General features: G+C 40.2%; 20 protein-coding genes. 7 read left to right on the top strand and 13 right to left on the bottom strand.

The window, feature by feature from the left end:
- Positions 1-3: 3 nt before the first annotated feature.
- The 10 genes from NSS95_RS02055 to NSS95_RS02010 form a co-directional block, all read right to left on the bottom strand.
- Entirely contained in the window at positions 4-279 is a 276-nt protein-coding gene (locus NSS95_RS02055) for a PTS sugar transporter subunit IIB (protein ID WP_026684216.1), read from the bottom strand.
- A gap of 6 nt (positions 280-285) precedes the next feature.
- Positions 286-807 carry a PTS sugar transporter subunit IIA gene (locus NSS95_RS02050; protein WP_340713754.1) on the bottom strand — a complete coding sequence of 174 codons (522 nt, stop codon included), beginning with the start codon at positions 805-807 and terminating at the stop codon, positions 286-288.
- A 5-nt stretch (positions 808-812) separates the two neighbouring features.
- Positions 813-2,825: a BglG family transcription antiterminator gene (locus NSS95_RS02045; protein WP_340713753.1), complete on the bottom strand. Its 2,013-nt coding sequence runs from the start codon at positions 2,823-2,825 to the stop codon at positions 813-815.
- Positions 2,826-3,028: 203 nt separating this feature from the next.
- Entirely contained in the window at positions 3,029-4,084 is a 1,056-nt protein-coding gene (locus NSS95_RS02040; RefSeq protein WP_014096184.1) for an SIS domain-containing protein, read from the bottom strand.
- 20 nt (positions 4,085-4,104) lie between these two features.
- Positions 4,105-4,911: a PTS system mannose/fructose/sorbose family transporter subunit IID gene (locus NSS95_RS02035; RefSeq protein ID WP_014096185.1), complete on the bottom strand. Its 807-nt coding sequence runs from the start codon at positions 4,909-4,911 to the stop codon at positions 4,105-4,107.
- Complete coding sequence (locus NSS95_RS02030; RefSeq protein WP_014096186.1) at positions 4,904-5,704, bottom strand: PTS mannose/fructose/sorbose/N-acetylgalactosamine transporter subunit IIC; 801 nt, start codon at positions 5,702-5,704, stop codon at positions 4,904-4,906. The genes NSS95_RS02035 and NSS95_RS02030 overlap by 8 nt, the downstream gene beginning before the upstream one ends.
- 21 nt (positions 5,705-5,725) lie before the next feature.
- Positions 5,726-6,208: a PTS sugar transporter subunit IIB gene (locus tag NSS95_RS02025; RefSeq protein WP_014096187.1), complete on the bottom strand. Its 483-nt coding sequence runs from the start codon at positions 6,206-6,208 to the stop codon at positions 5,726-5,728.
- On the bottom strand, positions 6,186-6,626 hold the full coding sequence (locus tag NSS95_RS02020; protein ID WP_014096188.1) for a PTS sugar transporter subunit IIA: 441 nt from the start codon (positions 6,624-6,626) through the stop codon (positions 6,186-6,188). The genes NSS95_RS02025 and NSS95_RS02020 overlap by 23 nt, the downstream gene beginning before the upstream one ends.
- Positions 6,627-6,757: 131 nt before the next feature.
- Positions 6,758-9,508 carry a sigma 54-interacting transcriptional regulator gene (locus NSS95_RS02015; RefSeq protein ID WP_046721424.1) on the bottom strand — a complete coding sequence of 917 codons (2,751 nt, stop codon included), beginning with the start codon at positions 9,506-9,508 and terminating at the stop codon, positions 6,758-6,760.
- A gap of 185 nt (positions 9,509-9,693) precedes the next feature.
- The gene (locus NSS95_RS02010; RefSeq protein ID WP_014096194.1) at positions 9,694-11,055 is read right to left on the bottom strand and encodes a purine-cytosine permease family protein; all 1,362 of its coding nucleotides are present in this window, start codon (positions 11,053-11,055) and stop codon (positions 9,694-9,696) included.
- Between the two features lie 369 nt (positions 11,056-11,424).
- Here NSS95_RS02010 and NSS95_RS02005 point away from each other — a divergent pair, with 369 nt between their 5' ends.
- Positions 11,425-12,735 (top strand): transposase family protein, encoded by a 1,311-nt coding sequence (locus tag NSS95_RS02005; RefSeq protein WP_014096263.1) that lies wholly within the window; start codon positions 11,425-11,427, stop codon positions 12,733-12,735.
- Positions 12,736-12,922: 187 nt separating this feature from the next.
- On the opposite strand, the gene NSS95_RS02000 is transcribed toward NSS95_RS02005, so the two are convergent.
- From NSS95_RS02000 to NSS95_RS01990, 3 genes are read right to left on the bottom strand one after another with little or no spacing between them, the layout of a single operon-like run.
- Positions 12,923-14,617 (bottom strand): hydantoinase B/oxoprolinase family protein, encoded by a 1,695-nt coding sequence (locus NSS95_RS02000; RefSeq protein ID WP_340713752.1) that lies wholly within the window; start codon positions 14,615-14,617, stop codon positions 12,923-12,925.
- Between the two features lies 1 nt (position 14,618).
- The gene (locus NSS95_RS01995) at positions 14,619-16,649 is read right to left on the bottom strand and encodes a hydantoinase/oxoprolinase family protein (RefSeq protein WP_285957727.1); all 2,031 of its coding nucleotides are present in this window, start codon (positions 16,647-16,649) and stop codon (positions 14,619-14,621) included.
- Between the two features lie 45 nt (positions 16,650-16,694).
- Positions 16,695-17,237 carry a helix-turn-helix domain-containing protein gene (locus NSS95_RS01990; RefSeq protein WP_014096197.1) on the bottom strand — a complete coding sequence of 181 codons (543 nt, stop codon included), beginning with the start codon at positions 17,235-17,237 and terminating at the stop codon, positions 16,695-16,697.
- Between the two features lie 482 nt (positions 17,238-17,719).
- On the opposite strand from NSS95_RS01990, the gene NSS95_RS01985 reads away from it, so the two are divergent.
- From NSS95_RS01985 to agaD, 6 genes are all read left to right on the top strand, one after another.
- Entirely contained in the window at positions 17,720-19,030 is a 1,311-nt protein-coding gene (locus NSS95_RS01985; protein WP_014096263.1) for a transposase family protein, read from the top strand.
- A 286-nt stretch (positions 19,031-19,316) separates the two neighbouring features.
- Positions 19,317-20,045 carry a GntR family transcriptional regulator gene (locus NSS95_RS01980; RefSeq protein ID WP_014096198.1) on the top strand — a complete coding sequence of 243 codons (729 nt, stop codon included), beginning with the start codon at positions 19,317-19,319 and terminating at the stop codon, positions 20,043-20,045.
- A gap of 55 nt (positions 20,046-20,100) precedes the next feature.
- Complete coding sequence (locus tag NSS95_RS01975) at positions 20,101-20,805, top strand: glucosamine-6-phosphate deaminase (RefSeq protein WP_017550174.1); 705 nt, start codon at positions 20,101-20,103, stop codon at positions 20,803-20,805.
- Between the two features lie 217 nt (positions 20,806-21,022).
- Positions 21,023-21,493: a PTS galactosamine transporter subunit IIB gene (gene agaB, locus NSS95_RS01970; protein WP_014096200.1), complete on the top strand. Its 471-nt coding sequence runs from the start codon at positions 21,023-21,025 to the stop codon at positions 21,491-21,493.
- Positions 21,494-21,506: 13 nt separating this feature from the next.
- Complete coding sequence (agaC, locus tag NSS95_RS01965) at positions 21,507-22,307, top strand: PTS galactosamine transporter subunit IIC (protein WP_014096201.1); 801 nt, start codon at positions 21,507-21,509, stop codon at positions 22,305-22,307.
- A complete protein-coding gene (gene agaD, locus NSS95_RS01960; protein WP_026104483.1) occupies positions 22,297-23,112 on the top strand; it encodes a PTS galactosamine transporter subunit IID in 816 nt (271 codons plus the stop codon). Before agaC ends, agaD begins: the two co-directional genes overlap by 11 nt.
- Position 23,113: the final 1 nt, after the last annotated feature.

The raw sequence follows: 23,113 nt of genomic DNA, 5'->3' as shown, positions 1-23,113 counted from the left end.
GGTTTATTTCAAGGCTTCTACCAGCTTTTCCACTTCTTTGTCCATGCCCATTCCGGTAAGAAACGCAATGCCATTTAACGTGGGAACGCCATAATCCTTTTTCGGCTTAGTAATCGCAACATAGACATCACAATTTTTCACATGGCGGTCCAACGATTTGATATCAACTGCTTCCACCTCGGCGCTGATCTTCTTTTCCTGCAGGATTCTTTTCACCTTTGAAGCCACCGTCTGGCTGGTTGCCACACCTGAACCACAAGCGACAATAACCCTTTTCATTTTTCATCAACCTCCAAATTGTTTTTTTAAGTAATCCACCATTACATGTGTGTCTCGAATGGTCAAGATCGTCCGGACAAAATCCCCGTCATTGAAACATTTCATAATATCCGACAGTAAGCCGACTTGTTTTTCCGGATTTTTAATCCCCAGCATAAAAATGACTTTGGCCTGAACCGGAATATCAGTCGTTCCCATATGCATAAAAGGGATATTATTTTTTAGCCTTGTGACAAAAACAAACGGTTTTTCCACATGAAAAGCGTCCGTATGCGGAATTGCAAATTGAATATACTCGTTCGCCAGACCTGTCGGATATAAGGCTTCCCTTTCCATGACAGCCTTGCAAAAGGAAGACTTTACATATTGCCTTTGTTCAAGAATCACGCTGGATGCACAGAAAAATTCCGCTTGTGTTTTGTAATCCGCATCCAAAACGATAAACGCCTCCTGAAACATTTCAGCAAAATGATGGTGGATATCCTCCACGAAAAATTGGGGTTGGGGAACACTGTTGCCGTTATTCAACCGCCTCACCTCCTTTCAATGATTTTGAGCAATTCTTTAGGAGACGCTGCCGACTTGATTTGCCTAAGCGCCTTTGAATCAAGAAAAATATCATTTAATTTGGATAGTGTTAAAACATGAGAGTTATCCGCTGAAGGTGCCAATGCAACCATTAAAGAAATCGGCCTATTATTTGGAAACATCACAGTTTTCTTAAAAAGGACGATCTGAATATCCGTATAGTTGACACCTTCATCAGGTCTTGCATGTGGCAGGTAAACATCGGGACCAATTAGCATCGTTTGATAATGTTTATAAAACGCGCTTTTAACAGCTTGAAGATAGCGCGGTTCTATTGCGTTTCTTTCCAGTAATGGTGCAAATATGGTATCTACCACTTCTTCCCAAGAAATTTCATATGATAAAACGGAGATATTTTGTTCCGTTAATTTCAGACCCAAGGCATCACTTTCTTCACCAGTTTCATTTTTTCTGTCACTTTCAAAAAAGGTCTTGACCGTTTCTTCTACAAGATTCATTTTATCTGTAGGAATAAAGTCTTTAATCGCATAAACGATCCCTTTTGCCTTTTTCTTGGTGTCGAGATCAAGCAGCTTCTGAACAAGTTTTTTTAATTGCTGCCGGCTTTCCTGTTCCAGGAATGGCGGCACAACGATCGTCGTTGCCTTGCTTTTATATGGAATCGTTGTAAAAATAAAATCTACTTCAATCGGACGGCTTTCAAACTGCCGGAAAGAATAAGCCCCAATAAATTCGAAATCCGGGAACATCTCTTTTAAATTTTCAAGGAGCAATTTGGAAATCGAAGTACCGTTATGGCAAAGAACCACTGCTTTGAAAATGGATTTTGCATTTTCCTTTGTTTGATACATCCACCCTAAAACAATCATGGACAGATACACCCGCTCTTCGGGAGACAAGGCATGGCCAATCAAGTTTTCAAAAGGGGCAGCTGACTCGGAAACAACTTGATAAATAAAGCCATGATCTTTGATAAATTTTGTTTTAAGCGGGTTGTTAATTTGGAACCCAAGCAAATTGCGAAAGATGGCAGGCTGAATATGCAGCAAAATCTTTTCCTTTAGATCTGATTCTTTAATAAACTCAATCGCAAGTTTTGATTTTAAGTGATCAACAAATCTATCAACGGCCAAAGAGATTTCATCACTGTCAGATAATCGAAACGCTGATTCAATCATATTAGAAGATAAAATTTGCAATGTAAGATAGATCAAATCCGGTTCCTTGAGAAATGGATAGTCCTGAAAGGCATCTCTGATGACCGGGTACTCTTTTGTATTCCGAATATCATACCGGTGCATTTGAAAAGACCATTCAATTGGATGATTCTTTGCCCTCGCCAGTATCGCACACAAAATATACGGTAATTCATTTACTTGCTCATCGGTTAATTGAATTCCGATATGATGCTCAATTTCCTCCAGCTTTTCTCTCATCAAGTGAATATCTGTTTCAGAAAGCAGATGAAACGTTATCATTTTCGTTTTCCCGTATACAGTTTTGATCAGGTCTCTTGTGATTTGAATCAGTTTATTTCGGATAATCATTTCCGGCCCCTTAAACTGGTATCCGCCTTTCCGCGAATAACTCAATTGAATAGGATCATGCCGAAATAATTCCTTTATCTTTTTAATATCTGTAAAAGCTGTGTTCCTGCTTACGAAAAATTGTTCTGATAATTGCTGCAACGAGGAAGGATCATGATGGGTGAGCAGCCTATACATGATCAAGTTTCTTCTCAGTTCGACTTCATATTCCTGCAAAAAACTTTTTTCCTGCAATGTCAGCATATCAAAACTTTCCTCTATGCCGCCACCGGATACAAGAATCTTGTTATCCCGTATTTTGATTGAGCCTTCCGGAAGCACTGAATTAATCCGCTCGATCATTTTTCGAATTTCCTCTTCTTTCTTTGAAAGAAGTTGCCCGACTGTTTCAAGTGAAATTTCCTGGTGCGCCAGTATAAAATTCAGCACTTCTTTATCCATCAATTTCATTCCCATGCCTCCTTCCACTTTCATTATACGTTCAGCTCCCGACCAACTTCATCACAACATTATAAAGCGCTTACATTTTGGCTGTGATGAAGATTCGAAACCATTAACCCTTGCGGAGAAAGCATGATGATCCTGCAGAACTTGAAAACAAAAAATAGCGGCGTTATGCCGCTATTTTTTCCTAAAAGAACACCTTTCACAAATCACCGGTCCAGTTTCTTGCTCCCCAGTTTTCTATGGAAATCCTTGTCTTTTGGCGTACTTGGGTCGATCCCTTTTAACTGCGGGACATACGCACAGATCAGTTGAACCGGGATGATGTATTCATAAGTTTTATAGAATGGATGATTCAAAAAGTCTGCTTTTAAATCTTTTGGCGTTTCCCGCCCATTTTTGCCAATCACATAAATATGGTTTGTCCAATCAGATAATACATTGATCAAGGTCTCAACACGGCCTTCTTCTCCTGTATCGAGAATGATGATGGTGGAGTCTTCGTTAACAGCATTGTAAATACCATGAACGAATTCTTCAAATTCATAGCCGGTTACAGGAATACGCATGGTTTCCAGCAGTTTTAATGCACTTTCCAACGTATCGCCGTAAATTTCTTTTGTCCCGATCACGCGAATATCTTTTGCTGCAGCCAAGTTCTCACGGTTTTGAGACACCCATTGCAATGATTGTTCATAAATGGCAAGGAAATGGTCGGCATATGCCTCTAATTGGGTGATTTCAGCTGCATAGTCCTCCGCTGATATTCTTCCGTATGATTTCGCCAACTGTAATGCAAATAACGTAAGATTCAGTTTTGTACAGTAGAATCCCTTTGTTTTTGCGCCGGCCGTTTCTTCCCCGCAACGGACGGTTAAAATATAGTCCGAAATTTCGTCAATGAGGGCTCCCTCTGTGCCTGCCATTGAAGCAATGCTGCATCCTGCTTCCTTACCGGTTTTCATGGCATGGTATGTTGAATAACTGCTTCCTCCCTGTGAAATACCGATCAACAATGTTTTGGAAGCATCATCAAGAAATGTTTCCTTGTCAATTTGGAATGGGTAAAACACATCAACATAAATGCCCAGAAAATGCTGCATCAATTTTTTCGTCTGAGCAGCAGAATGGTAACTTGTCCCTGATCCTGTCACTACAATCCGGCTAAATTTTTCTTTTCGGACTTCCGCAAATAATTCGTCTGCCCCTTGAATAATTTCCTTCATTTTTACAGGTGTTTCTTTCATGTAATCTTCAATGTTCATGTTTTATCTTCCTTTCATATTTATAATATTTTAACCCAGTGAAGCAGGATGCCCGCTATCAGGATGCCGACTGTCAGCCATGTAATGCTCACTTTCTTTTTCATCAAATAATAAATTATAAATGTTACAAGAAGCGGCAACATATTGGGCAGGATTTTGTCCAATATATCCTGGATGACAACCTTCGCCCCATTTATATCGAATTTCAGGGGAGTCGTAACATTTAACATCGTTGCAACCATTCCGCCGACGACAACAAGACCGATCGTGGTGGTAATGGACATGATGCGGTCCATCAGCCCCTGCTTCTGGATTCTTTCCAGAGAATTTACGCCAACCTGGTATCCGAATTGCAGGCCGAAAATTTTTACTAAAAAGTTTGGAATGTTGTACAAAAGGAAAAACAAAATCGGCCCGAGAATATTTCCCTGTTGCGCAAAAGAGATGCCAATTCCGGCCGCGATGACCCTGAATGTGCCCCAAAACAGGGAATCACCTATACCAGCTAAAGGGCCCATTAACGATGCCTTGACCGCATTAATGGAAGTTTCGTCAAAATTCGGGTCATTGGCATTCTGCTCTTCCATCGCTGCGGAGATGCCCATGATTGCCGGAGCCACAACAGGGGTTGTATTAAACATTTCCAAGTGCCGCTTTAATGCTGATACCTGTTCATCATGATTCCGGTATAATTTCCGGATGACCGGGATCATGGCGTACGTATAACCTAAGTTCTGCATTCTTTCATAGTTAAAGGCCCCTTGCAAGGCAAACGATCTCCAAAAAACTTGACGGAGTTCTTTTTTGGTTATTTTGGCTTCACTCAAAGTCAATCTCTCCTTCCGTTAAGTTATCGAAGTCATTTGGGCCGGCCTGGGTGTTGCTGCTTTTTTCATCACGGTTCATCACAACATAGATAATAATGGCGAGACAAGTGCCAAATAGAGCAATCGCCGTAATATCCAATTTTAAATAAGAAGCCGCGAGAAAACCGAGGAAGAAAAAGACCACCATTTTTTTTGAGAACAACATATCCAATAACAATGCAAACCCGATTGCAGGCAGCAAATTCCCTGCAATGGTTAAACCATCCAAAATGGTTTTCGGCACCGCATTGATTAAGGCTGTTACCTCCTTTGCCCCCATCAGAATCGCCAGGAAGGTTGGAAGAAAAACACTTAAGAAAAACAGAATTGGCGGGACCCACATCATCAAAGTGACGCCGCGAAAGTTGGCATCTTCGGCATACTTATCGGCCTTGTGAAGGAAGTAACCGTTCATAATCCGTACCAGCACGCCAAGCGATTGTGCCAGTACTGCAATTGGAACCGCAAGTGCCAGTGCAACAGCTACGCCATGTCCCGACAAAATGGCAAATGCTGTGCCAAGCACACCGCCTGTGACGACATCCGGTGGCGTTGAGGCGCCGATGCCAGCAATTCCCATCCAAATCAACTCTAATTGCGCACCAATCATAATGCCGCTCTTTACATCGCCCAATACTAGGCCAACCAATAATCCTGTCACAAGCGGGCGTTCCAGCATCATGACTCCGAAAATACGCCCATCCAAGATTCCGATGCCGGCAACAATCCCCAACATTAATGCATCGATCAGCATCCAACCCAACCCCCAATCACATTAGTTTTTGAGCAAGTCACTCAATGTTTTCTTCTTGTCGCGTGGCAATAACCGGAATTCCAGTTCCACTCCGAGTTCCTGCATTTTCTTAAAGTTTTCCAAGTCCTGTTGATCTACTGCCACTAAATCTGTTAACTTAAGTTTTCCTTCTGAATAGCGCATTCCGCCGACATTGACCGAATGAATCGCCCCGCCGGAACCTTGGGCCAATGAAAGTGCATCTGCGGAGTTTTTGACCAAAACAAGTACTTTGCTTTTTTTTGCCTCGGCAAATTTCCGGACAATTTCGCCGGATTCCTCCACTCCGCGAATATACAGTTTGACTTGGTTCGGCTTTGCCAGATTCAGCGCCATCGCTTTCATTTGATCATTTTTGGCTTCATCATTTACAACCAGGATGACATTCACGCCTAATGATGATGTCCACCCATAAGCAACCTGGCCGTGAAGCAAACGGTCGTCAATTCTCACTAAAGAGATCATCGTTGGCACTTCCTTTCTGTGATGCTAACAACTGATTCAAATGCACGATTCCATCTTTTCCTGCCTGTAAGCCTTGAGAAATCAGATCTTCTGTACTGGTATCTTCACCAGCCAGCAGTACCGTCAAAGTCATGGGCAGGTTCACACCCGTCAGCAACTCAAAATTTTGCAGTTCCATCAGCAATTCCGTGCAGATGTTACAGACACTTCCACCAAACATATCCGTCAATACAATAAATTGATCCTCCTCCTTTTTGTTTTTTAATATCTTTCTTAATTCATCTTTCGCCGAATCGCCGGATTTATTTTTGGTCATTTGAAAATATGAAACATTTGAAGTATCTCCGACTATCAACGAAACAGCATCTATAAAAGATTTAGATAGATCTCCGTGTGTAGCAAATAAAAATTGTCTCATACAGCCAATCCCCATTTCAAAAGTTTTTCAATGATTTTTCTAATCTTTAAAAATGCAAAAAGCATGCCAACTTAGTGACATGCTTTTTGCATTGGTTTTCCAAATGCCCATAAACCTTTATAACAAAGGGTCTATCCATTCATAATATTGAATATATAACCGATTTCAGGAATGTTTAATTGCACACAATAATCATCCTCGAGCACACTAAGCGCACTTTTAATCGCATGAATCTCGCGAGTGTGCGCCTGTTCAAATAAGTCCTGGTCAGGATATTCCGTAATCGGGCTCAAGCGGATCAATCTTTCAACCATGCAGCTGATATGAACATAGAGTGCAATTTTTTTATCATTGGAAAAATTTCTGTTCATCTGTTTTTCAAGCTGGATGATACTCTTTTCAACATTCTTAATTAATTTTTCAGTATCCAGTATGGTTAAGGATTCAATCACTTTGTTCAGAGAAAAATTCAGGATAATATTGTCATTTACCCGTCGGATAATATCAGGCTCTGCGATTTTGCCAAATATACGAAAAACATCATTTTCGCCTTTGCCTGAAATAATATCTTCCAATGAAATAAAATTCACCCCATTAATCCCGGGATTGGCTGTCCCCACAATTGCCAGCACATCGTATAGTTGAAAAGGGGCTTCATTCATCCCATTCTTTTTAAGTCTGTCAAAGTCGTGGGCAACAATGTGCACTTCCAAAAAGTCCTTAATACTCTTCTCTAATAGTTTCTGAATTTGCATGGCAGTTCCAATTCCTGTAAAACATGAAGTAACAATGGCATATGCTTTTTTCTTTTTCGGATGGAGCAGGTTCACTTTCGGCCTTTCTAAAATTTGCATATGCTCCGCAATTTCATGAATGGTATTCCCTTTCATCAGGCAATGTCCCACTTCCAGCACAGGCATTGTCGTCACCTGGTCAATAAACAACAGTGGCCCATCTATATATTCCTGGATTTGATTTTGAATTTGATTCAACGATCCCATGTCAACAAAAATAATCAGGCCGTTGTTCGTCTCATTGATTTCGAGATAATGGCGCAACTTTTCAATAATATCATCTGTCGTTGCTTCGATCTCCATATCAAGTGAATCAAAAACATTCACACCCAATATTCTGTTGCACACATTTGCGATACTGCTGGCTGTTGCATAACCGTGTGCAATGACCATCGCTTTTATCCTGCTTTCATCATGGGAGATTTTCGTTGTTGAAAGAAACAACGTCATTATAATGATGTCCTCGTTGCCTAATTGAAACTCTATTCTGTTTTCAATAAACGTTTTAACCATCAAAACAATCTGATATTCCTTCTTGTAACGCTGCTTCACATCGTCCAGCAATTGTTCGGAAAGCACTTCATCCTGATGGTTTAAGGCGAGGAGCCCGGTTTTAAAAAACAAATAGGATGACAAAGCATACACATTGTTGCCTTCATACTTAATATGGTGATTCGTTTCCAAGTACCTGAAAAATTCCTGCATGGTCTGCAATGTGAATCCCATCATGATATTGATATTGTCATCTGGCCTGGTAAATATCAATTGATCCAGCAATACAGTGATATCCTCACACATTTTTTGATTGGCAACTTGTTCCTCAATATTTCCTTCTTTCACCTTTTGGTAATATTTTAAGCAATTCTTGAACGTATGTCTGATTTTATCAATTGCCAGCTCGTTCATTTCCCCGACGGATTGTTTACGCCCCGAAAAGAATATCACATTCCCTTCATTGGCTGTAAAATGGTGAAACAATTGCGGTACATTTTTTAGCATTTCTTTTGGAAGATCCTGCAGCGTGACCTTTATCTTGTCCGATCCTTTTGCTGCTTTGGCATAAGCACAACCACATGTGTACTTAATCATATTTTTGCATTCACCAATATTTCCCTCATAATGATATTTATTAAGTGCATCCAATGTCTGGTGGCTGACTTCAATCGGCAACTGAAAAAGCTGGCTCTCCTCCATAAAAAAATGTTCAATCAGCTGACTTTTTTCAAAAGGTCCCCTTTCATCCAAACTGGGGACATAGACTTTTATCGGGATTCTCCGCAAAAACGTTTCCAAAAAACTGCTTGTTTTTTCGGTTGTCGCGAAGACGAGCCTCACTTTAGCTTTCCGTGCAATTTCCGTGTCCCCCAGCCGGTAAAAAATCCCCTGATCCATAAAGGTAAAAAGTTTTTCCTGTCCCTCCCTATTCAACCGATGCGCCTCATCCAAAAATAGTATGCCTTCATCCGCCCTCTCCAATAAACCGGCCTTGTCTTTATCCGCCCCTGTGTAGGCACCTTTTACATGGCCAAATAAATAACTGGTCAACAGTTCCGGGTTATTGGCATATTGTGCACAATTGAACACGTAAAAAGGGGCATCCTGTTTGATCCGTTTTTTTGCTTTCGTATATTCATACATTAACCGGGCCAAATAAGTTTTCCCTATGCCGGTCGGGCCAAGCAACATGATCGGCAATCCGTTATCAGGATAAAAAATAGCTGTTTTCATTTGTTCCAATACTTCTTTTAGGCTTTTATCGTAACCAATTAACCTCCGGAAAATCATCTCAGCAGAGTCTTCCAGTATATATTCGCTTAATGCTTGAAAACTTTTGAACACGCTTCCTTTTAACTTTCCAAAATTTTTCTCAAAGGTACGTTTGTGGAGAAAATAAACCGGCCGGGTATTTATTTTAATCAATTCGCCTTCTTTAACTCCCTGATTTAAAATGCGGCTGATGGTCGTGCGCTTGGAAGAGAAAAATGCCGCGATTTCATTCGTTTCAAACGGGCTTAAATCCAAATCATCATGAAATGAAAAGTTTTCGGTTGCCTTTCTTAAATAATCGGTTACCTTTTCTTTCTTCATCAAGCACCCTCCTTACTTCGCTCAAAAAGACAGATCATTTTTAAAATCATTTTTCTTTAAAAATATCGTAACATAATTTTTTTGCTTTTTATACTGTTGTACATTGCAGTTTTATTGAGGCTGTTTTTCAAAGAAAAAAGGCACAATCTCTTCTCAACAGAGCGAGATTTGTACCTCTTTAAAATTTATAAAGTCGGAATATCACTTTGCGGTTCAGGCGTCTCAGGATTTTGACTGAATAATGACGACGTAAAATGGTCCGGTTTTACCGCCGCCTTTATTTTCATCGCAATCACATAAATGACCCCGGATGCGATTAAGGATTGCACAGCCGGTAACCCGAATGGATAAACATATTGCGTTAAATATCCAATCAATCCACCAATCACTAAAGCAATGGTTGCCATCCAGTTCCATCCTTTATTATCTTCCCATTGCTGCTTTCTTACGATGAAAAAGTCAGACATCATGACTCCGCCAATCGCAGGATAGACCAGGGCAGTCATATACAGGAAATCTGTAAAATAATCCAGTATCCCTGCCAGTGCAATGATGATCGCAATGATCGTTCCAATAAAAGTCAAAATAGCCCTGCCTTTTCCGGAATTAATATTTAACATATTTGCCAGCGCTAATCCCATACTGTAGTTATTTACAAGTTGGCTGGTCCATGTTGCCAGCCAAAGAATCAAAAAGCCCCAAAAAGGAAATCCCAACTTCATCATGACATTTACAATGTCGGCATTTCCAACGCCTACCGACATAATGGAACCTACAAAAAACAGAGGAAACCCGACTGCAATGATGCCCAATGGAATAAGAAAATTATCCTTCCAACTCGGTTTTGCATATCTTGTGTAATCTGAAGCAATGACCCATTGAGAAACATTGACGCCAATTACAAGGCTGACAGCTGCAAGAAAACCAATACTTGAATTTGCCGGGCTCCAGTTGATCATTTCATGCCAGCCGGTATTTCTCAATGCATAGAAGATACAGCCGACAACCAGCAATAGGCCGGCCGGTACCGCAATATAATCTGTCCACTTCATGGATGAGTAACCAATAATTGAGGGGATAGCAAAAATGAATCCCGCAATGACTGTAATCACTGCCCACATTCCCCAATCTTTTTCGTAATTTACATGAACCATCGCAGAAATGGCGTTTCCTGCGACCGCAGTCTGTAGTGCCCACCATCCTAACGAGACAATAAAAATGGTTAAACCAACGATAAAACGGGCCTGGACTGCTCCAAAACTGGATCGCGCAATGACAGAGGATGCCCTGCCTGTTTTTGCCCCTATATACCCTTGTATCGTGTTGCCAATCCACTGAAACAGGACAAGAGCAACAACCAAAATCCAAAATATTTTTCCTAAACTGTAGGAAGAGGTCAATTGGGCGCCAATCATCAAAACCGGGATGGTAAACTCCAACCCTCCAAAAATCATGGCTGGCGTAAGCCAATTTTGCCTTTGAGACAAGGGAACCGAGATCAATGCCTCATCAGTCGCAACAGATCCTTTGTTTTTTGTATCCTCCAATATAAATCCCCCTTTAAGTACCCGGTATATTAACGAGCAATCATTTCACTTTCATGATTGCTCGTTTTTCCCCTTCTGAATTTTCATGTTGGAAGCTTCAAAATCATTTACCAAATGCTTTTCGTGTTTCTGTTTCTTCATATTCAAAAGTAACCGGGTTTACACGGACCAGCTCTGAGGAGTAAAAATTTTTCGTGATAATTTAACTATTCCCCCCCAAAAATGCGGCTAAATATGTAATAATTTAAATAATTAGAGCTTGCTGGACGAATATTTTGGTATGGCTTAGTGACAAGTCGAATACAAGCTAAAATTTGATTCGTTCAGCAAGCCCTAATTAAACTTGGCTGTTTTGAGGGGGTTTTTATTTTGGTTACTAGAAAAGAAAAAAGAAATCGTGAAAAAGAAGCAAATTATTTTTTCGAGTTCCTTAAAATTCAGAAGCATTTTTTCAAAGACCTGATGAATAACCTAAAAAAGGTAGCAGACCACCGACATCAAAGCTATATCACTTATGGTCCAGAGGTCCTTTTATTTACGATGATGTTGAAAAATATGACCGGCCTAAAATCCATGAGAAACATGAGTGAGAGTTTTAATAAAGAAGAATGTATTAAAAATGTAGGGAAGGTGTTAGGCTTAGATTCTCTTGAAGAACTTCCACATTATGATACAATTAACGACTTTTTATCTGGCTTAGATGTAAATGAATTAGAAAAAATTAGAACGTATATGATTAAAGAATTATTGAAAAAAAGGTCTCTCGAGTCTTATCGAATTGAAGGAAAGTACTGGGGTGTCATCATTGATGGAACTGGATTACACACCTTTCATGAGAAACATTGTAAACACTGCCTGAGACGGGCATATACAAATAAAGAAACAGGAGAAACGAACGTACTTTATATGCACCATGTACTTGAAGCCAAGCTTGTCGTGGGGGATATGGTCTTCAGTATTGCCTCCGAATTTATCGAAAATGAATCAGAAAATGTTTCTAAGCAAGATTGTGAATTAAAAGCCTTCGACAGGCTGGCAAAGAAAATAAAAAAAATATTTAAAAGACTACCGATTTGTATCTTGGGAGATAGTCTCTATGCATGTGAAACGGTATTTAATCTGTGCAGGGCGCACAAATGGAAATATATATGCAGATTTAAGGAAGGGAGAATTAAAAGTATCTCGACGGAGTTTAGGGCAATAAAAGAGCTGGAACAAAGTAAGGATCAGAATTCATTAGTTTGGGTGAATGATATTGCCTACAAAGACAGAACGGTCAATCTGATGGAGGCCACAATGAAAACAGAGGATGGGAAATCGAAAGAGTATGTATTTATAACGGATATTAAAATCACGAAAAAGAACGTGGAACGACTCATCGCTGCAGGAAGAAGCCGCTGGAAGATTGAAAATCAAGGATTTAACGAACAAAAAAATAATCGTTACAATATAGAACATGCCAATAGCCAAAACTACACAGCCATGAAAAATCATTATTTATTAGTTCAAATAACAGATATTATTAGACAGCTGTTTGAAAAAGGTTCGTCAATCTTAAAAGCACTCAAAAAAACGGCAAAAGAAAAATCCTCAAATCTGTTGGAATCGTTTCGGACACGCATTTTAACAGACGAGGATTTCACCCATTTAAGTAAGCCAATACAAGTAAGGTTTACTTAATGGTTATATTATAGCAAAGGATGTGATGTAAAAAAAGGTTTTTTTGAAGTTATCCACAATTTTAAAAAAGAAATTTGCAAATTCGGCTCTTTTTGACTTTGAAAGCAGAAAAAATAGATGGAAAAATTTTCTAAATGTGGATAAGTCATTTTATCATAAAACATCTAAAAATTGATGAATTTACTCTTCAGAACTGTACACGGACACCAAAAACTTGCTCTGCTTCTTCGATTGAGATATATTCATTTTTTACATCCTGGATAACCTTTTGCGCCGGCCGTTTTAACGGATTTCCATACCCGCCGCCGGTTGCAGTCATTAATTTTACAACATCATTTTTTTGCAATGGATATCTCGGGTAGCAACCATACGGGCCATCAATATCCCCATTTGCTTTTTCAACATAAAATTGGTTAACCGACCCGTTTTCTCCGCCATTCATCCCCCAAGGAGGCGTTATGTGCCTGCCGTAAGTAATCGTTGCTGTCTGGCCGTCCGAGAGCGCCCGGTAAGAACGAATGACGCCTCTCCCCCCGATATATTCTCCGGCTCCACCACCATCATTACGCAAACGGTATTCGTCAACAAGAACGCCATATCTTGTCTCAGCTACCTCCACCGGTACATTATAAGTTTCACCATCCCCAAGACAAAACTGGCCGCTGGCACCATCTGCCCCTTTGGCGGCACCCCATCCTCCAACTGAAGGCTCAACAATTAAAAATGGTTCTTTTGAATCGGGATGAATGCCAGAAAGCGTAACTGCGCAAACAGAAGTTAAATGGCCGGCCGATAACCTGTCAGGCAAATGCGGTGCGAGTGCCTTCCATATTAAGTCAGCCCCCATAATCATAGACTCAAAATAATTAGAAACCGGAACCGGCCTCTCTGCAGATAAGATAGATTTTTTGTCCGTAAGAATTTTTAAAGGACGAAACACACCGTCGTTAATATCCTGGGATGGATTGGTAACCGCCAGAAAAATGACCCTGACCGCAGAAGTTAATGCCGTTAACGAGCAGTTAACCGGCCCTGGAACTTGCGGATGGCTTCCTCTGAAGTCACAAATAAACTCATCGTCAGTAATCGTCACCTTTACTTTTACTTTAAAGGGGCCGTTCCCAATGCCGTCTGTATCAATGAGATCTTCAGCTTCAAAAGTCCCTTTCGGCAACTGGCTTAATTCGAGCCGGGATAGCTGCTCGCCATGGTCCAAGTAGTGCTCAATTGAAGCCAACACAGTCTCCTCGCCATGTTTTTGGCAAAGCTCCCTAACACGCCTTTCTCCGGTTTTCAAAGCCGCCACTTGTGCCCACATATCCCCCAGTGACAAGTCGGGAAAGCGCACATTTGATTCAATCATATCAACAACAGCCTGATTGACTCGTCCCTTTTCAAAAAGCTTTACACAAGGAAATTGCAAGCCCTCTTGAAAAATTTCAGTTGAATCATTTGTGAAGGAACCGGGATCCTTCCCGCCCACCTCGGTCCAGTGCGCTTTATTCGCAGAAAATGCAATGAGCTTATCGTTGTAAAAAATCGGCATGACGAGGCCGACATCGGATAAATGCGAACCCCCGCCCTTATAAGGATCGTTAATAATGATAATATCACCGGGGTTTAAATCCTGTTCTCCAAATTTATTTAACGTCTCCTTAACCATAAAGGTTAGCATGCCAATAAATCCGGTTGCTCCGTTTCCTTGTGTTAGAAGGTTGCCTTTCGCATCGGTTAAACCGCTGGCATAGTCAAGAACTTCGTATACAATAGGACTCATGGAAGTTCTCGCCAGCGCTATAAACATTTCATCTCCAATGGCAAGCAAAGAATCTTTTACAATTTCCAACGTAAATGGGTCAATTTTTTTGGATGTAGTGATCATGTTACTCCACTCCTATTTCAAGAATAAGGTTTCCATATTCATCGACAACCAGCGTTTGGCCTTCGTAAAGCACTGTGACAGAAGCCTTTTCTTCTACAATGGCCGGTCCCGTTACCGTCTTTAAAGTCGGCAGCTTATCCCGATCATAAATATCAGTTTGCACCCAACCCGTATCCTCAAAATAAACCGGGCGTACTTCTTTGATGGCATCTTTTACTTCACCATCACGATGTTCTTTTTCTAATTCAGGCTTCTCTACAATCCCCACTGCAGTCAGATGCAGATTCACAATTTCCGTTTCTGCATTTTCCAACTTGAAAGTATAAGTTTTTTCATGCAATTCATGAAAACTTTGAATGATGGTTTCCAAGGTTTCTTTATTCCAACGTCCATTCGGTACTGGCACTTTTACTGTATGCTCCTGCCCCAAATATCTCATGTCTAAAAATCTCGTAAACATGACAGAAGATTTCTTAACATCTTCATAAAGAAACTCATGATAAGCATTGTTTTCCAGGTTCTCCCATTCACGATTAATGACAGCCGGATCTAAATCAGTTAAGCGTGTAATGTAAGTTTGAATATAGTCATGCCTTAAATCCGTCATTAACATCCCCCATGCAGAAAAAACGGATGAAGCGACCGGAATAATGACTTTCTTTACCCCAAGCTCTTTTGCCAGGGCAGCAGCGTGCATAGATCCTCCTCCGCCAAAAGCAATTAATGAAAATTCCCGCGGATTATATCCTTTGCGTATAGAAATCAACTTTAAAGCATTGAGCATGTTAGAATTGGCAATTCGAATAATCCCGAGTGCTGCTTCTTCTGCACTGATATTAAAATAGTTTGCAATTTTAGTTTCAATCGCATCTTTGACCTTGTCCATATTTACAGTATAATCAAAATTCTTTGGTGAAAGTCTTCCGGTTAATAAATTTGCATCGGTCGTTGTTGGCTCTGTACCGCCCTGCCCGTAAGCAACAGGACCCGGCAAAGCACCAGCAGACTTAGGCCCTACTTTAAGAGATCCAGCATCATCTATCCAGGCGATCGATCCCCCGCCATTCCCGATTTCTACAATATCCACAACAGGCGTTTTAATTGGATAGCCGGCATGCCGGTCATCACGCTCAATATAATAGTCTGTTGAAACTTTTACTTCACCATTTTCGATCAGTGAACACTTTGCTGTAGTCCCACCAACATCAAATGCGATGATATTTTTTTCGCCCAGTATATTACCAAGGACAGCCGCCCCGAATATGCCTGCAACAGGGCCGGATTCTACAATATGGATGGGAATATTTTTGGCGTTTTCAAAAGTAGTCGTCCCGCCATTTGATTGCATAATATAGTTATTGCTTCTTTTTTGTTTTTCATCCAGTTTGTTCACATAAGAGGTCGCAATTGGTTTTACATATGCATTGAAAACAGCGGTATTTGTTCTTTCGTACTCCCGCCATTCCTTTGTGATTTCATGGGAAGCTGTTACAAATACTTCAGGCCATAATGCTTTAATATACGCCACCGTTTCTTGTTCGTGGACTGGATTCGCGTAAGAATGCAGAAAAGATACTGCAATGGCCTCAACTTTTTCTTTCTTAAAAAAATCTACAATTTCTTTGATTTCATTTTTATTAAGCGGTGTTAATTCTTCTCCCTTATAATTTAACCTCTCCTCTACTTCTTTTCTTAGATATCTCTCAACAAACGGCGTTGGTTTTTGATACCTTACATTATAAAGATCAGGCCTGTTCCCGCGCGCAATCTCTAATACATCTCTGAATCCCTTTGTCGTGATAAGGCCTGTCTTAGCTCCTTTCCTTTCTGTCAGTGCATTAATAATGACGGTTGTTCCATGAATGAATGTCTTGATGGCGTCCGGTTCTATTCCGGCTTGCTGTATAACGTCCATTACACCTTGTTCAAAATTTGGCGGCGTCGTATGGCTTTTTGCAATACCTAAATCCCCTCTGTCATTGACGTATACAAGATCTGTGAACGTACCCCCAATATCCGTTGCAACTTTCATAAAATATGAACGCTCCTTTCAAAGGTATATTGAAATCTCCAATTCTTAAAAAAGAACCGGAGTTAATACACTTATAAGAACTGTTTCCTCGCCTGTCGGATTTTCCCACTGATGGGTTTTTTCAGAAGGAAAGTGAATGGATTCACCTGCCATAAGGTGGTATTCATTGTTGTCAATTTTAAATATCACTTCACCTTTTAAAACATAATAAAACTCCTCGCCCATATGGCTGAATGTCTGATCATCTTTTTGAAATGGCTGCAGCGTGACAAGCATACACTCCAAATTTCGATTGTGAAAGTTTCCGCTTAACCGGATATATTTTGTTGCATTCCCTTCCACTGTAAAAGTTTTCTGGTTCTCCTTCTTTACGGCATAATGCGCTGTGATGGTCGGGTTGAAAAAGTACGAAATTTCCACGCCCAAGCTATCTGCAATTTTTTTTAGAGAAGTAATGGCAAGTGAAGATGTCCCTCTTTCAACTTGTGAAAGAAAACCAATGGTTAAATTAGTCTTTTCGCTTAATTGTTTTAGAGTCAGTCCTTTTTGTAACCTTAGCTCACGAATTTTTTTGTGAATTTCAATCATGATTATCCTCTCTGATCTGTCGATGTTTAGTCAGGTTAAAAAAAATGAAGTATAACTAAAATTATTTGTAGTCCATATTATCACAACAGATAAAAATGTCAATATATTTTATCTTTTTTGAACCAATATTTTTGTTCCCCATGTAAATGGTGCTGGCAAAAAGAACCGTACAGGTTTGCCGCAGTCATTTGGAAATCAGCATAATGAAGCGGGGCGAATTATTGAAATTGGATGGGCCGAAAGTAAGCTGCTTTTTGCCACTGCCAGCATTCTAATAAAAATCAGCTCTGAGGAGTAAAAATTTTTCGTGATAATTTAACTATTCCCCCCCAAAAATGCGGCTAAATATGTAATAATTTAAATAATTAGAGCTTGCTGGACGAATATTTTGGTATGGCTTAGTGACAAGTCGAATACAAGCTAAAATTTGATTCGTTCAGCAAGCCCTAATTAAACTTGGCTGTTTTGAGGGGGTTTTTATTTTGGTTACTAGAAAAGAAAAAAGAAATCGTGAAAAAGAAGCAAATTATTTTTTCGAGTTCCTTAAAATTCAGAAGCATTTTTTCAAAGACCTGATGAATAACCTAAAAAAGGTAGCAGACCACCGACATCAAAGCTATATCACTTATGGTCCAGAGGTCCTTTTATTTACGATGATGTTGAAAAATATGACCGGCCTAAAATCCATGAGAAACATGAGTGAGAGTTTTAATAAAGAAGAATGTATTAAAAATGTAGGGAAGGTGTTAGGCTTAGATTCTCTTGAAGAACTTCCACATTATGATACAATTAACGACTTTTTATCTGGCTTAGATGTAAATGAATTAGAAAAAATTAGAACGTATATGATTAAAGAATTATTGAAAAAAAGGTCTCTCGAGTCTTATCGAATTGAAGGAAAGTACTGGGGTGTCATCATTGATGGAACTGGATTACACACCTTTCATGAGAAACATTGTAAACACTGCCTGAGACGGGCATATACAAATAAAGAAACAGGAGAAACGAACGTACTTTATATGCACCATGTACTTGAAGCCAAGCTTGTCGTGGGGGATATGGTCTTCAGTATTGCCTCCGAATTTATCGAAAATGAATCAGAAAATGTTTCTAAGCAAGATTGTGAATTAAAAGCCTTCGACAGGCTGGCAAAGAAAATAAAAAAAATATTTAAAAGACTACCGATTTGTATCTTGGGAGATAGTCTCTATGCATGTGAAACGGTATTTAATCTGTGCAGGGCGCACAAATGGAAATATATATGCAGATTTAAGGAAGGGAGAATTAAAAGTATCTCGACGGAGTTTAGGGCAATAAAAGAGCTGGAACAAAGTAAGGATCAGAATTCATTAGTTTGGGTGAATGATATTGCCTACAAAGACAGAACGGTCAATCTGATGGAGGCCACAATGAAAACAGAGGATGGGAAATCGAAAGAGTATGTATTTATAACGGATATTAAAATCACGAAAAAGAACGTGGAACGACTCATCGCTGCAGGAAGAAGCCGCTGGAAGATTGAAAATCAAGGATTTAACGAACAAAAAAATAATCGTTACAATATAGAACATGCCAATAGCCAAAACTACACAGCCATGAAAAATCATTATTTATTAGTTCAAATAACAGATATTATTAGACAGCTGTTTGAAAAAGGTTCGTCAATCTTAAAAGCACTCAAAAAAACGGCAAAAGAAAAATCCTCAAATCTGTTGGAATCGTTTCGGACACGCATTTTAACAGACGAGGATTTCACCCATTTAAGTAAGCCAATACAAGTAAGGTTTACTTAATGGTTATATTATAGCAAAGGATGTGATGTAAAAAAAGGTTTTTTTGAAGTTATCCACAATTTTAAAAAAGAAATTTGCAAATTCGGCTCTTTTTGACTTTGAAAGCAGAAAAAATAGATGGAAAAATTTTCTAAATGTGGATAAGTCATTTTATCATAAAACATCTAAAAATTGATGAATTTACTCTTCAGAACTGAATAAAAATCCATTGACTTTTCTGCAAGAAAGCGTTTTAATAAAGTTAGCCAGTTGTTATGACAACATAACAATAAAAGGAGAGAGGCGAATGCCAATTAATAAAAAAAGTTATGTGCCGCTGTATGCACAACTGTTGGATATTTTAATAGAACAAATGGACAGCGGAAAGTTGAAGGCGCATGATAAGCTCCCGACTGAAAAAGAATTGTGTGAACGTTATCAGGTAAGCCGGACGACTGTACGCCAGGCACTCGATGAATTGGAAAAGATGAAAAGAATCTACAAACAACAAGGAAAAGGAAGTTTTGTCGCTCCATTTGAAAATGAGGCGTCTAAAAATAAAGTCAACTTTATCAATGTCGTTGAAGCGATCAAAAAGATGGGAAGAAAACCTTCCACAATTGTTGCAGATTTCCAGATTAGAGATTTAATAGAAATAGACATTGCACGCGCCCTGGAATATAAAGTCGGGAAAAAAATATATGCGATCAAAAGGATCCGGTTGGCCGACCGGGACCCTGTTATGTTGGAAGAAACGTACTTGCCGGCAGACCGTTTTTCGGGACTTGAAAATGAGGATCTTGAGTCGGAAAGTCTGCACCATATTCTACAAAGAAACTACCATCTATTAAACATGTCCTTTAAACGGGAATTCCGTGCAGTGCTCCTGAATAAAGAACAGGCAAAAATGTTAAAAGCTGAAAAAGGAGATCCGGCGATGCAAATGATGACTCAAGGTCTCTCTGGCGGCTACCCTTTTGAGTTTACAAAAGCCATCGTGAAAGGTGAGCTTCCGCTGTACTTACTGGATACATAACTAAAGGAGGTGAGTTTTCTTAAACATTCTAACCTTGATGAGAGAGAGGATTGAGATGAAAATTAACATTGTAAAAAGCAAAAAAGGCGTTGGGAAAGCGGCGGCTGAAGCCATTTTGGATTTATTAAAATCAGAACATGCAAATATCGGGCTTGCAACCGGCAACTCTCCAATAGAATGTTATGATACATTGGTCCAATACTTTTCCAAACATGAGCTGCCGAAGTATTGGCATTTCTTTAACATCGATGAATATGATCAAGTTCCAATTGACTTAGAAGGCACTTGCAATGCATACTTGCAGGAGCGTTTTTACGGACCATTAAATATTCCGGAAAATCAAATTCATCGTCTGTATGCAGAAACTTTTCCTTTCTTTGAACAAAACCTTCATAAGGCAGGTGGATTGGATCTTTGCATGCTCGGCATTGGAAAAAACGGCCACATTGCTTTTAACGAACCGGGCACGCCGTTTGGTTCAGTTACACACCGCATGGAATTAACAGAAGCATCCAAACAACAGCATGGAGATGAATTTGGTGGCGTGGGAAACGTCCCTTCCCACGGACTCACAATTGGGATGAAAACAATTATGAACAGCAGACGCATTTTACTCATCGCAAACGGCCCGGAAAAAGCTGAAATGATTCACAAAGCACTCACAGGGCCCGTAACGGAAAGTGTCCCTGCATCAATTTTGCAACTTCATCCGGCTCTTACCGTTGTCTTGGATGAAGCAGCTGCTTCCCGGTTCCAATAACGGGATAACTTGTCATGACAACATGACAAAAGATCGTTTAAAAAGCTTTGCCAATACCTGTAACAGCAAATGCTCTTTATCAATTTTACAGTTCTTCAAGTAAATAGCTTTATCGGCTATTTGGATAAAACAAAAGATAAAGCAATTTACTACCAGCTTCACCTTATAAAACTACTTGTCATGACAACATGATAAAACGACAAAGGAGAGAATAGAAATGGCCACACCAAATATTTTATTGACAAGAATTGATAATCGCCTCGTACACGGACAGGTTGGCGTAATTTGGACATCGAGTTTGGGTGCAAATCTTTTGATCGTTGCGGATGACGAAACTGCAAATGACCCGCTTCAGCAGGAATTAATGTCAGCCACTGCTGAATCTGCAGGCGTTTCGATTCGCTTTTTCACCTTGCAAAAAACGATCGATATTATTGGAAAAGCTTCACCACGCCAAAAAATTTTTATAGTTGTAAGAACACCGCAATCCGCAAGAAAGCTTGTCGAAGGCGGTGTGCCAATAAAAGAACTGAATATCGGCAATATGCACTTCTCACAAGGAAAGGATGAAATTACGAAAAAAGTATATATGGACGAACAGGACAAAGCAGATTTAAAAGCGATCCAGGCATTAGGTGTAAATGTTTATATTCAAGACGTCCCCGGTGAGAAAAAATACACCTTTTAAGGAGCTGCTCTAAATGGACATCACATTAACGCAAGGCATACTCATTACCATTTTTGCCATTATCGCAGGTTTCGATTTCTGGCTGGAAGGTTTGTATATTTTCCGACCGATGATTGTCTGTACCGTAACGGGGATCATTTTGGGCGATGTTAAAATGGGACTTATCGCAGCGGGTCTGACCGAACTTGCTTTTGCCGGATTAACACCGGCCGGCGGGACCCAGCCGCCAAACCCCATTTTGGCAGGGGTTATGACAGTGGTCATTGCCCACACGACAGGAAAAAGCCCTGCCACGGCAATCGGCCTGGCGCTGCCTTTCAGTTTCTTAATGCAATATATTATTTTATTCTATTATTCAATTTTCTCCGTCTTCATGGCAAAAGCAGACAAATACGCAGCTGAAGCCAATATTAAAGCTTATACCAGGCTAACGCTGCTACCAATTTTACTTGTCGGATTGACTTACGGTGTTGTCGTGTTTTTAAGTGCTTACCTGGCACAAACTCCAATGAAAATGCTCGTCGAAGCGATGCCGGGTTGGCTCAGCCACGGATTTGGCATTGCCGGAAGCATCTTGCCAGCTGTTGGGTTTGGGTTGCTGCTAAAAGTCATGTTAAAAGCAAACTACATGCCTTACTTATTGATTGGATTTTTAGCTGCCTGCTTTATCAATTTCAGCAACCTCCTGCCAGTTGCGGTAATCGGGGTTGCAGCCGCGGTTTACGAGTACTTTCATTCACGGGAAAAACGCGAACTGCAGGAACAAATTGCAAATGCAGCCCGCTTTGGGGGTGACGATGAAGATGGAATCTAATCAACAAACCAAACAAACAAAAGCCTTAACGAAAAGAGACTTAACCAAACTCGGCCTGCGTTCCATTTTGCTTCAATCGGCGTTCAACTATGAAAGAATGCAGGCAGCGGGCTGGCTTCTTGCCATGTTGCCGGCTTTGCGCAAAATTTATAAAAACGATAAAGAAGGATTGTCCAATACGATGAAGGATAATCTGGAGTTCATCAATACGAACTGCCATACATCTCCTTTTCTGATGGGATTGCTTTTATCCCTCGAAGAAGGAAAAGAAAGCCGTTCGACCATTAAAGGATTGAAAGTTGCACTTTTCGGACCGCTTGCAGGAATTGGCGATGCAATTTTCTGGTTTACCATCCTGCCAATTCTCGCCGGGATTACCGCCTCATTTGCAAAACAAGGTAGTTTGATCGGCCCAATTGTCTTTTTCCTTGCTTATGTCGCCATCTTCCTGTGCCGCATTTTCTGGGCACGTATCGGTTATTCACTTGGAACAAGGGCAATCAGCAAAATCCGGGAAAATTCAAGCGTCATTTCTCAAGCAGCAACGATTCTCGGCGTAACAGTCATTGGCGGCTTAATCGCAACATATGTCAATATCGAACTTGCGCCGAAAATTCCAGTCAGCGCCGGCCATACGATTTCGCTGCAAAAAGACTTTCTTGACCGGATTTTCCCGAAACTGCTGCCATTCGCCTATACGTTTCTGATGTATTGGCTGTTAAAAGCTAAAAAAATCAGCCCAGTTATTTTGATCATTGCCACTTTTATCATGGCGATTGTACTGAGCTTCTTAGGAGTGTTGTAAA

It is taken from the genome of Weizmannia sp. FSL K6-3076, from assembly GCF_038007245.1.
GTDB classification, from domain to species: Bacteria; Bacillota; Bacilli; order Bacillales; family Bacillaceae_C; genus Weizmannia; species Weizmannia faecalis.
The sequence above is the reverse complement of the archived record's forward strand: the minus strand, read 5'-3'. Positions and strand labels throughout refer to the sequence as shown.

Bases quoted from the DNA above. Each gene is read 5' to 3' on its own strand.
- NSS95_RS02055 (WP_026684216.1), bottom strand. From the start codon at position 279: ATGAAAAGGGTTATTGTCGCTTGTGGTTCAGGTGTGGCAACCAGCCAG.
- NSS95_RS02045 (WP_340713753.1), bottom strand. From the start codon at position 2,825: ATGAAATTGATGGATAAAGAAGTGCTGAATTTTATACTGGCGCACCAG.
- NSS95_RS02040 (WP_014096184.1), bottom strand. From the start codon at position 4,084: ATGAACATTGAAGATTACATGAAAGAAACACCTGTAAAAATGAAGGAA.
- NSS95_RS02030 (WP_014096186.1), bottom strand. From the start codon at position 5,704: ATGCTGATCGATGCATTAATGTTGGGGATTGTTGCCGGCATCGGAATC.
- NSS95_RS02025 (WP_014096187.1), bottom strand. From the start codon at position 6,208: ATGATCTCTTTAGTGAGAATTGACGACCGTTTGCTTCACGGCCAGGTT.
- NSS95_RS02020 (WP_014096188.1), bottom strand. From the start codon at position 6,626: ATGAGACAATTTTTATTTGCTACACACGGAGATCTATCTAAATCTTTT.
- NSS95_RS02015 (WP_046721424.1), bottom strand. From the start codon at position 9,508: ATGAAGAAAGAAAAGGTAACCGATTATTTAAGAAAGGCAACCGAAAAC.
- NSS95_RS02000 (WP_340713752.1), bottom strand. From the start codon at position 14,617: ATGATCACTACATCCAAAAAAATTGACCCATTTACGTTGGAAATTGTA.
- NSS95_RS01995 (WP_285957727.1), bottom strand. From the start codon at position 16,649: ATGAAAGTTGCAACGGATATTGGGGGTACGTTCACAGATCTTGTATAC.
- NSS95_RS01990 (WP_014096197.1), bottom strand. From the start codon at position 17,237: ATGATTGAAATTCACAAAAAAATTCGTGAGCTAAGGTTACAAAAAGGA.
- NSS95_RS01980 (WP_014096198.1), top strand. From the start codon at position 19,317: ATGCCAATTAATAAAAAAAGTTATGTGCCGCTGTATGCACAACTGTTG.
- NSS95_RS01975 (WP_017550174.1), top strand. From the start codon at position 20,101: ATGAAAATTAACATTGTAAAAAGCAAAAAAGGCGTTGGGAAAGCGGCG.
- agaB (WP_014096200.1), top strand. From the start codon at position 21,023: ATGGCCACACCAAATATTTTATTGACAAGAATTGATAATCGCCTCGTA.
- agaC (WP_014096201.1), top strand. From the start codon at position 21,507: ATGGACATCACATTAACGCAAGGCATACTCATTACCATTTTTGCCATT.
- agaD (WP_026104483.1), top strand. From the start codon at position 22,297: ATGGAATCTAATCAACAAACCAAACAAACAAAAGCCTTAACGAAAAGA.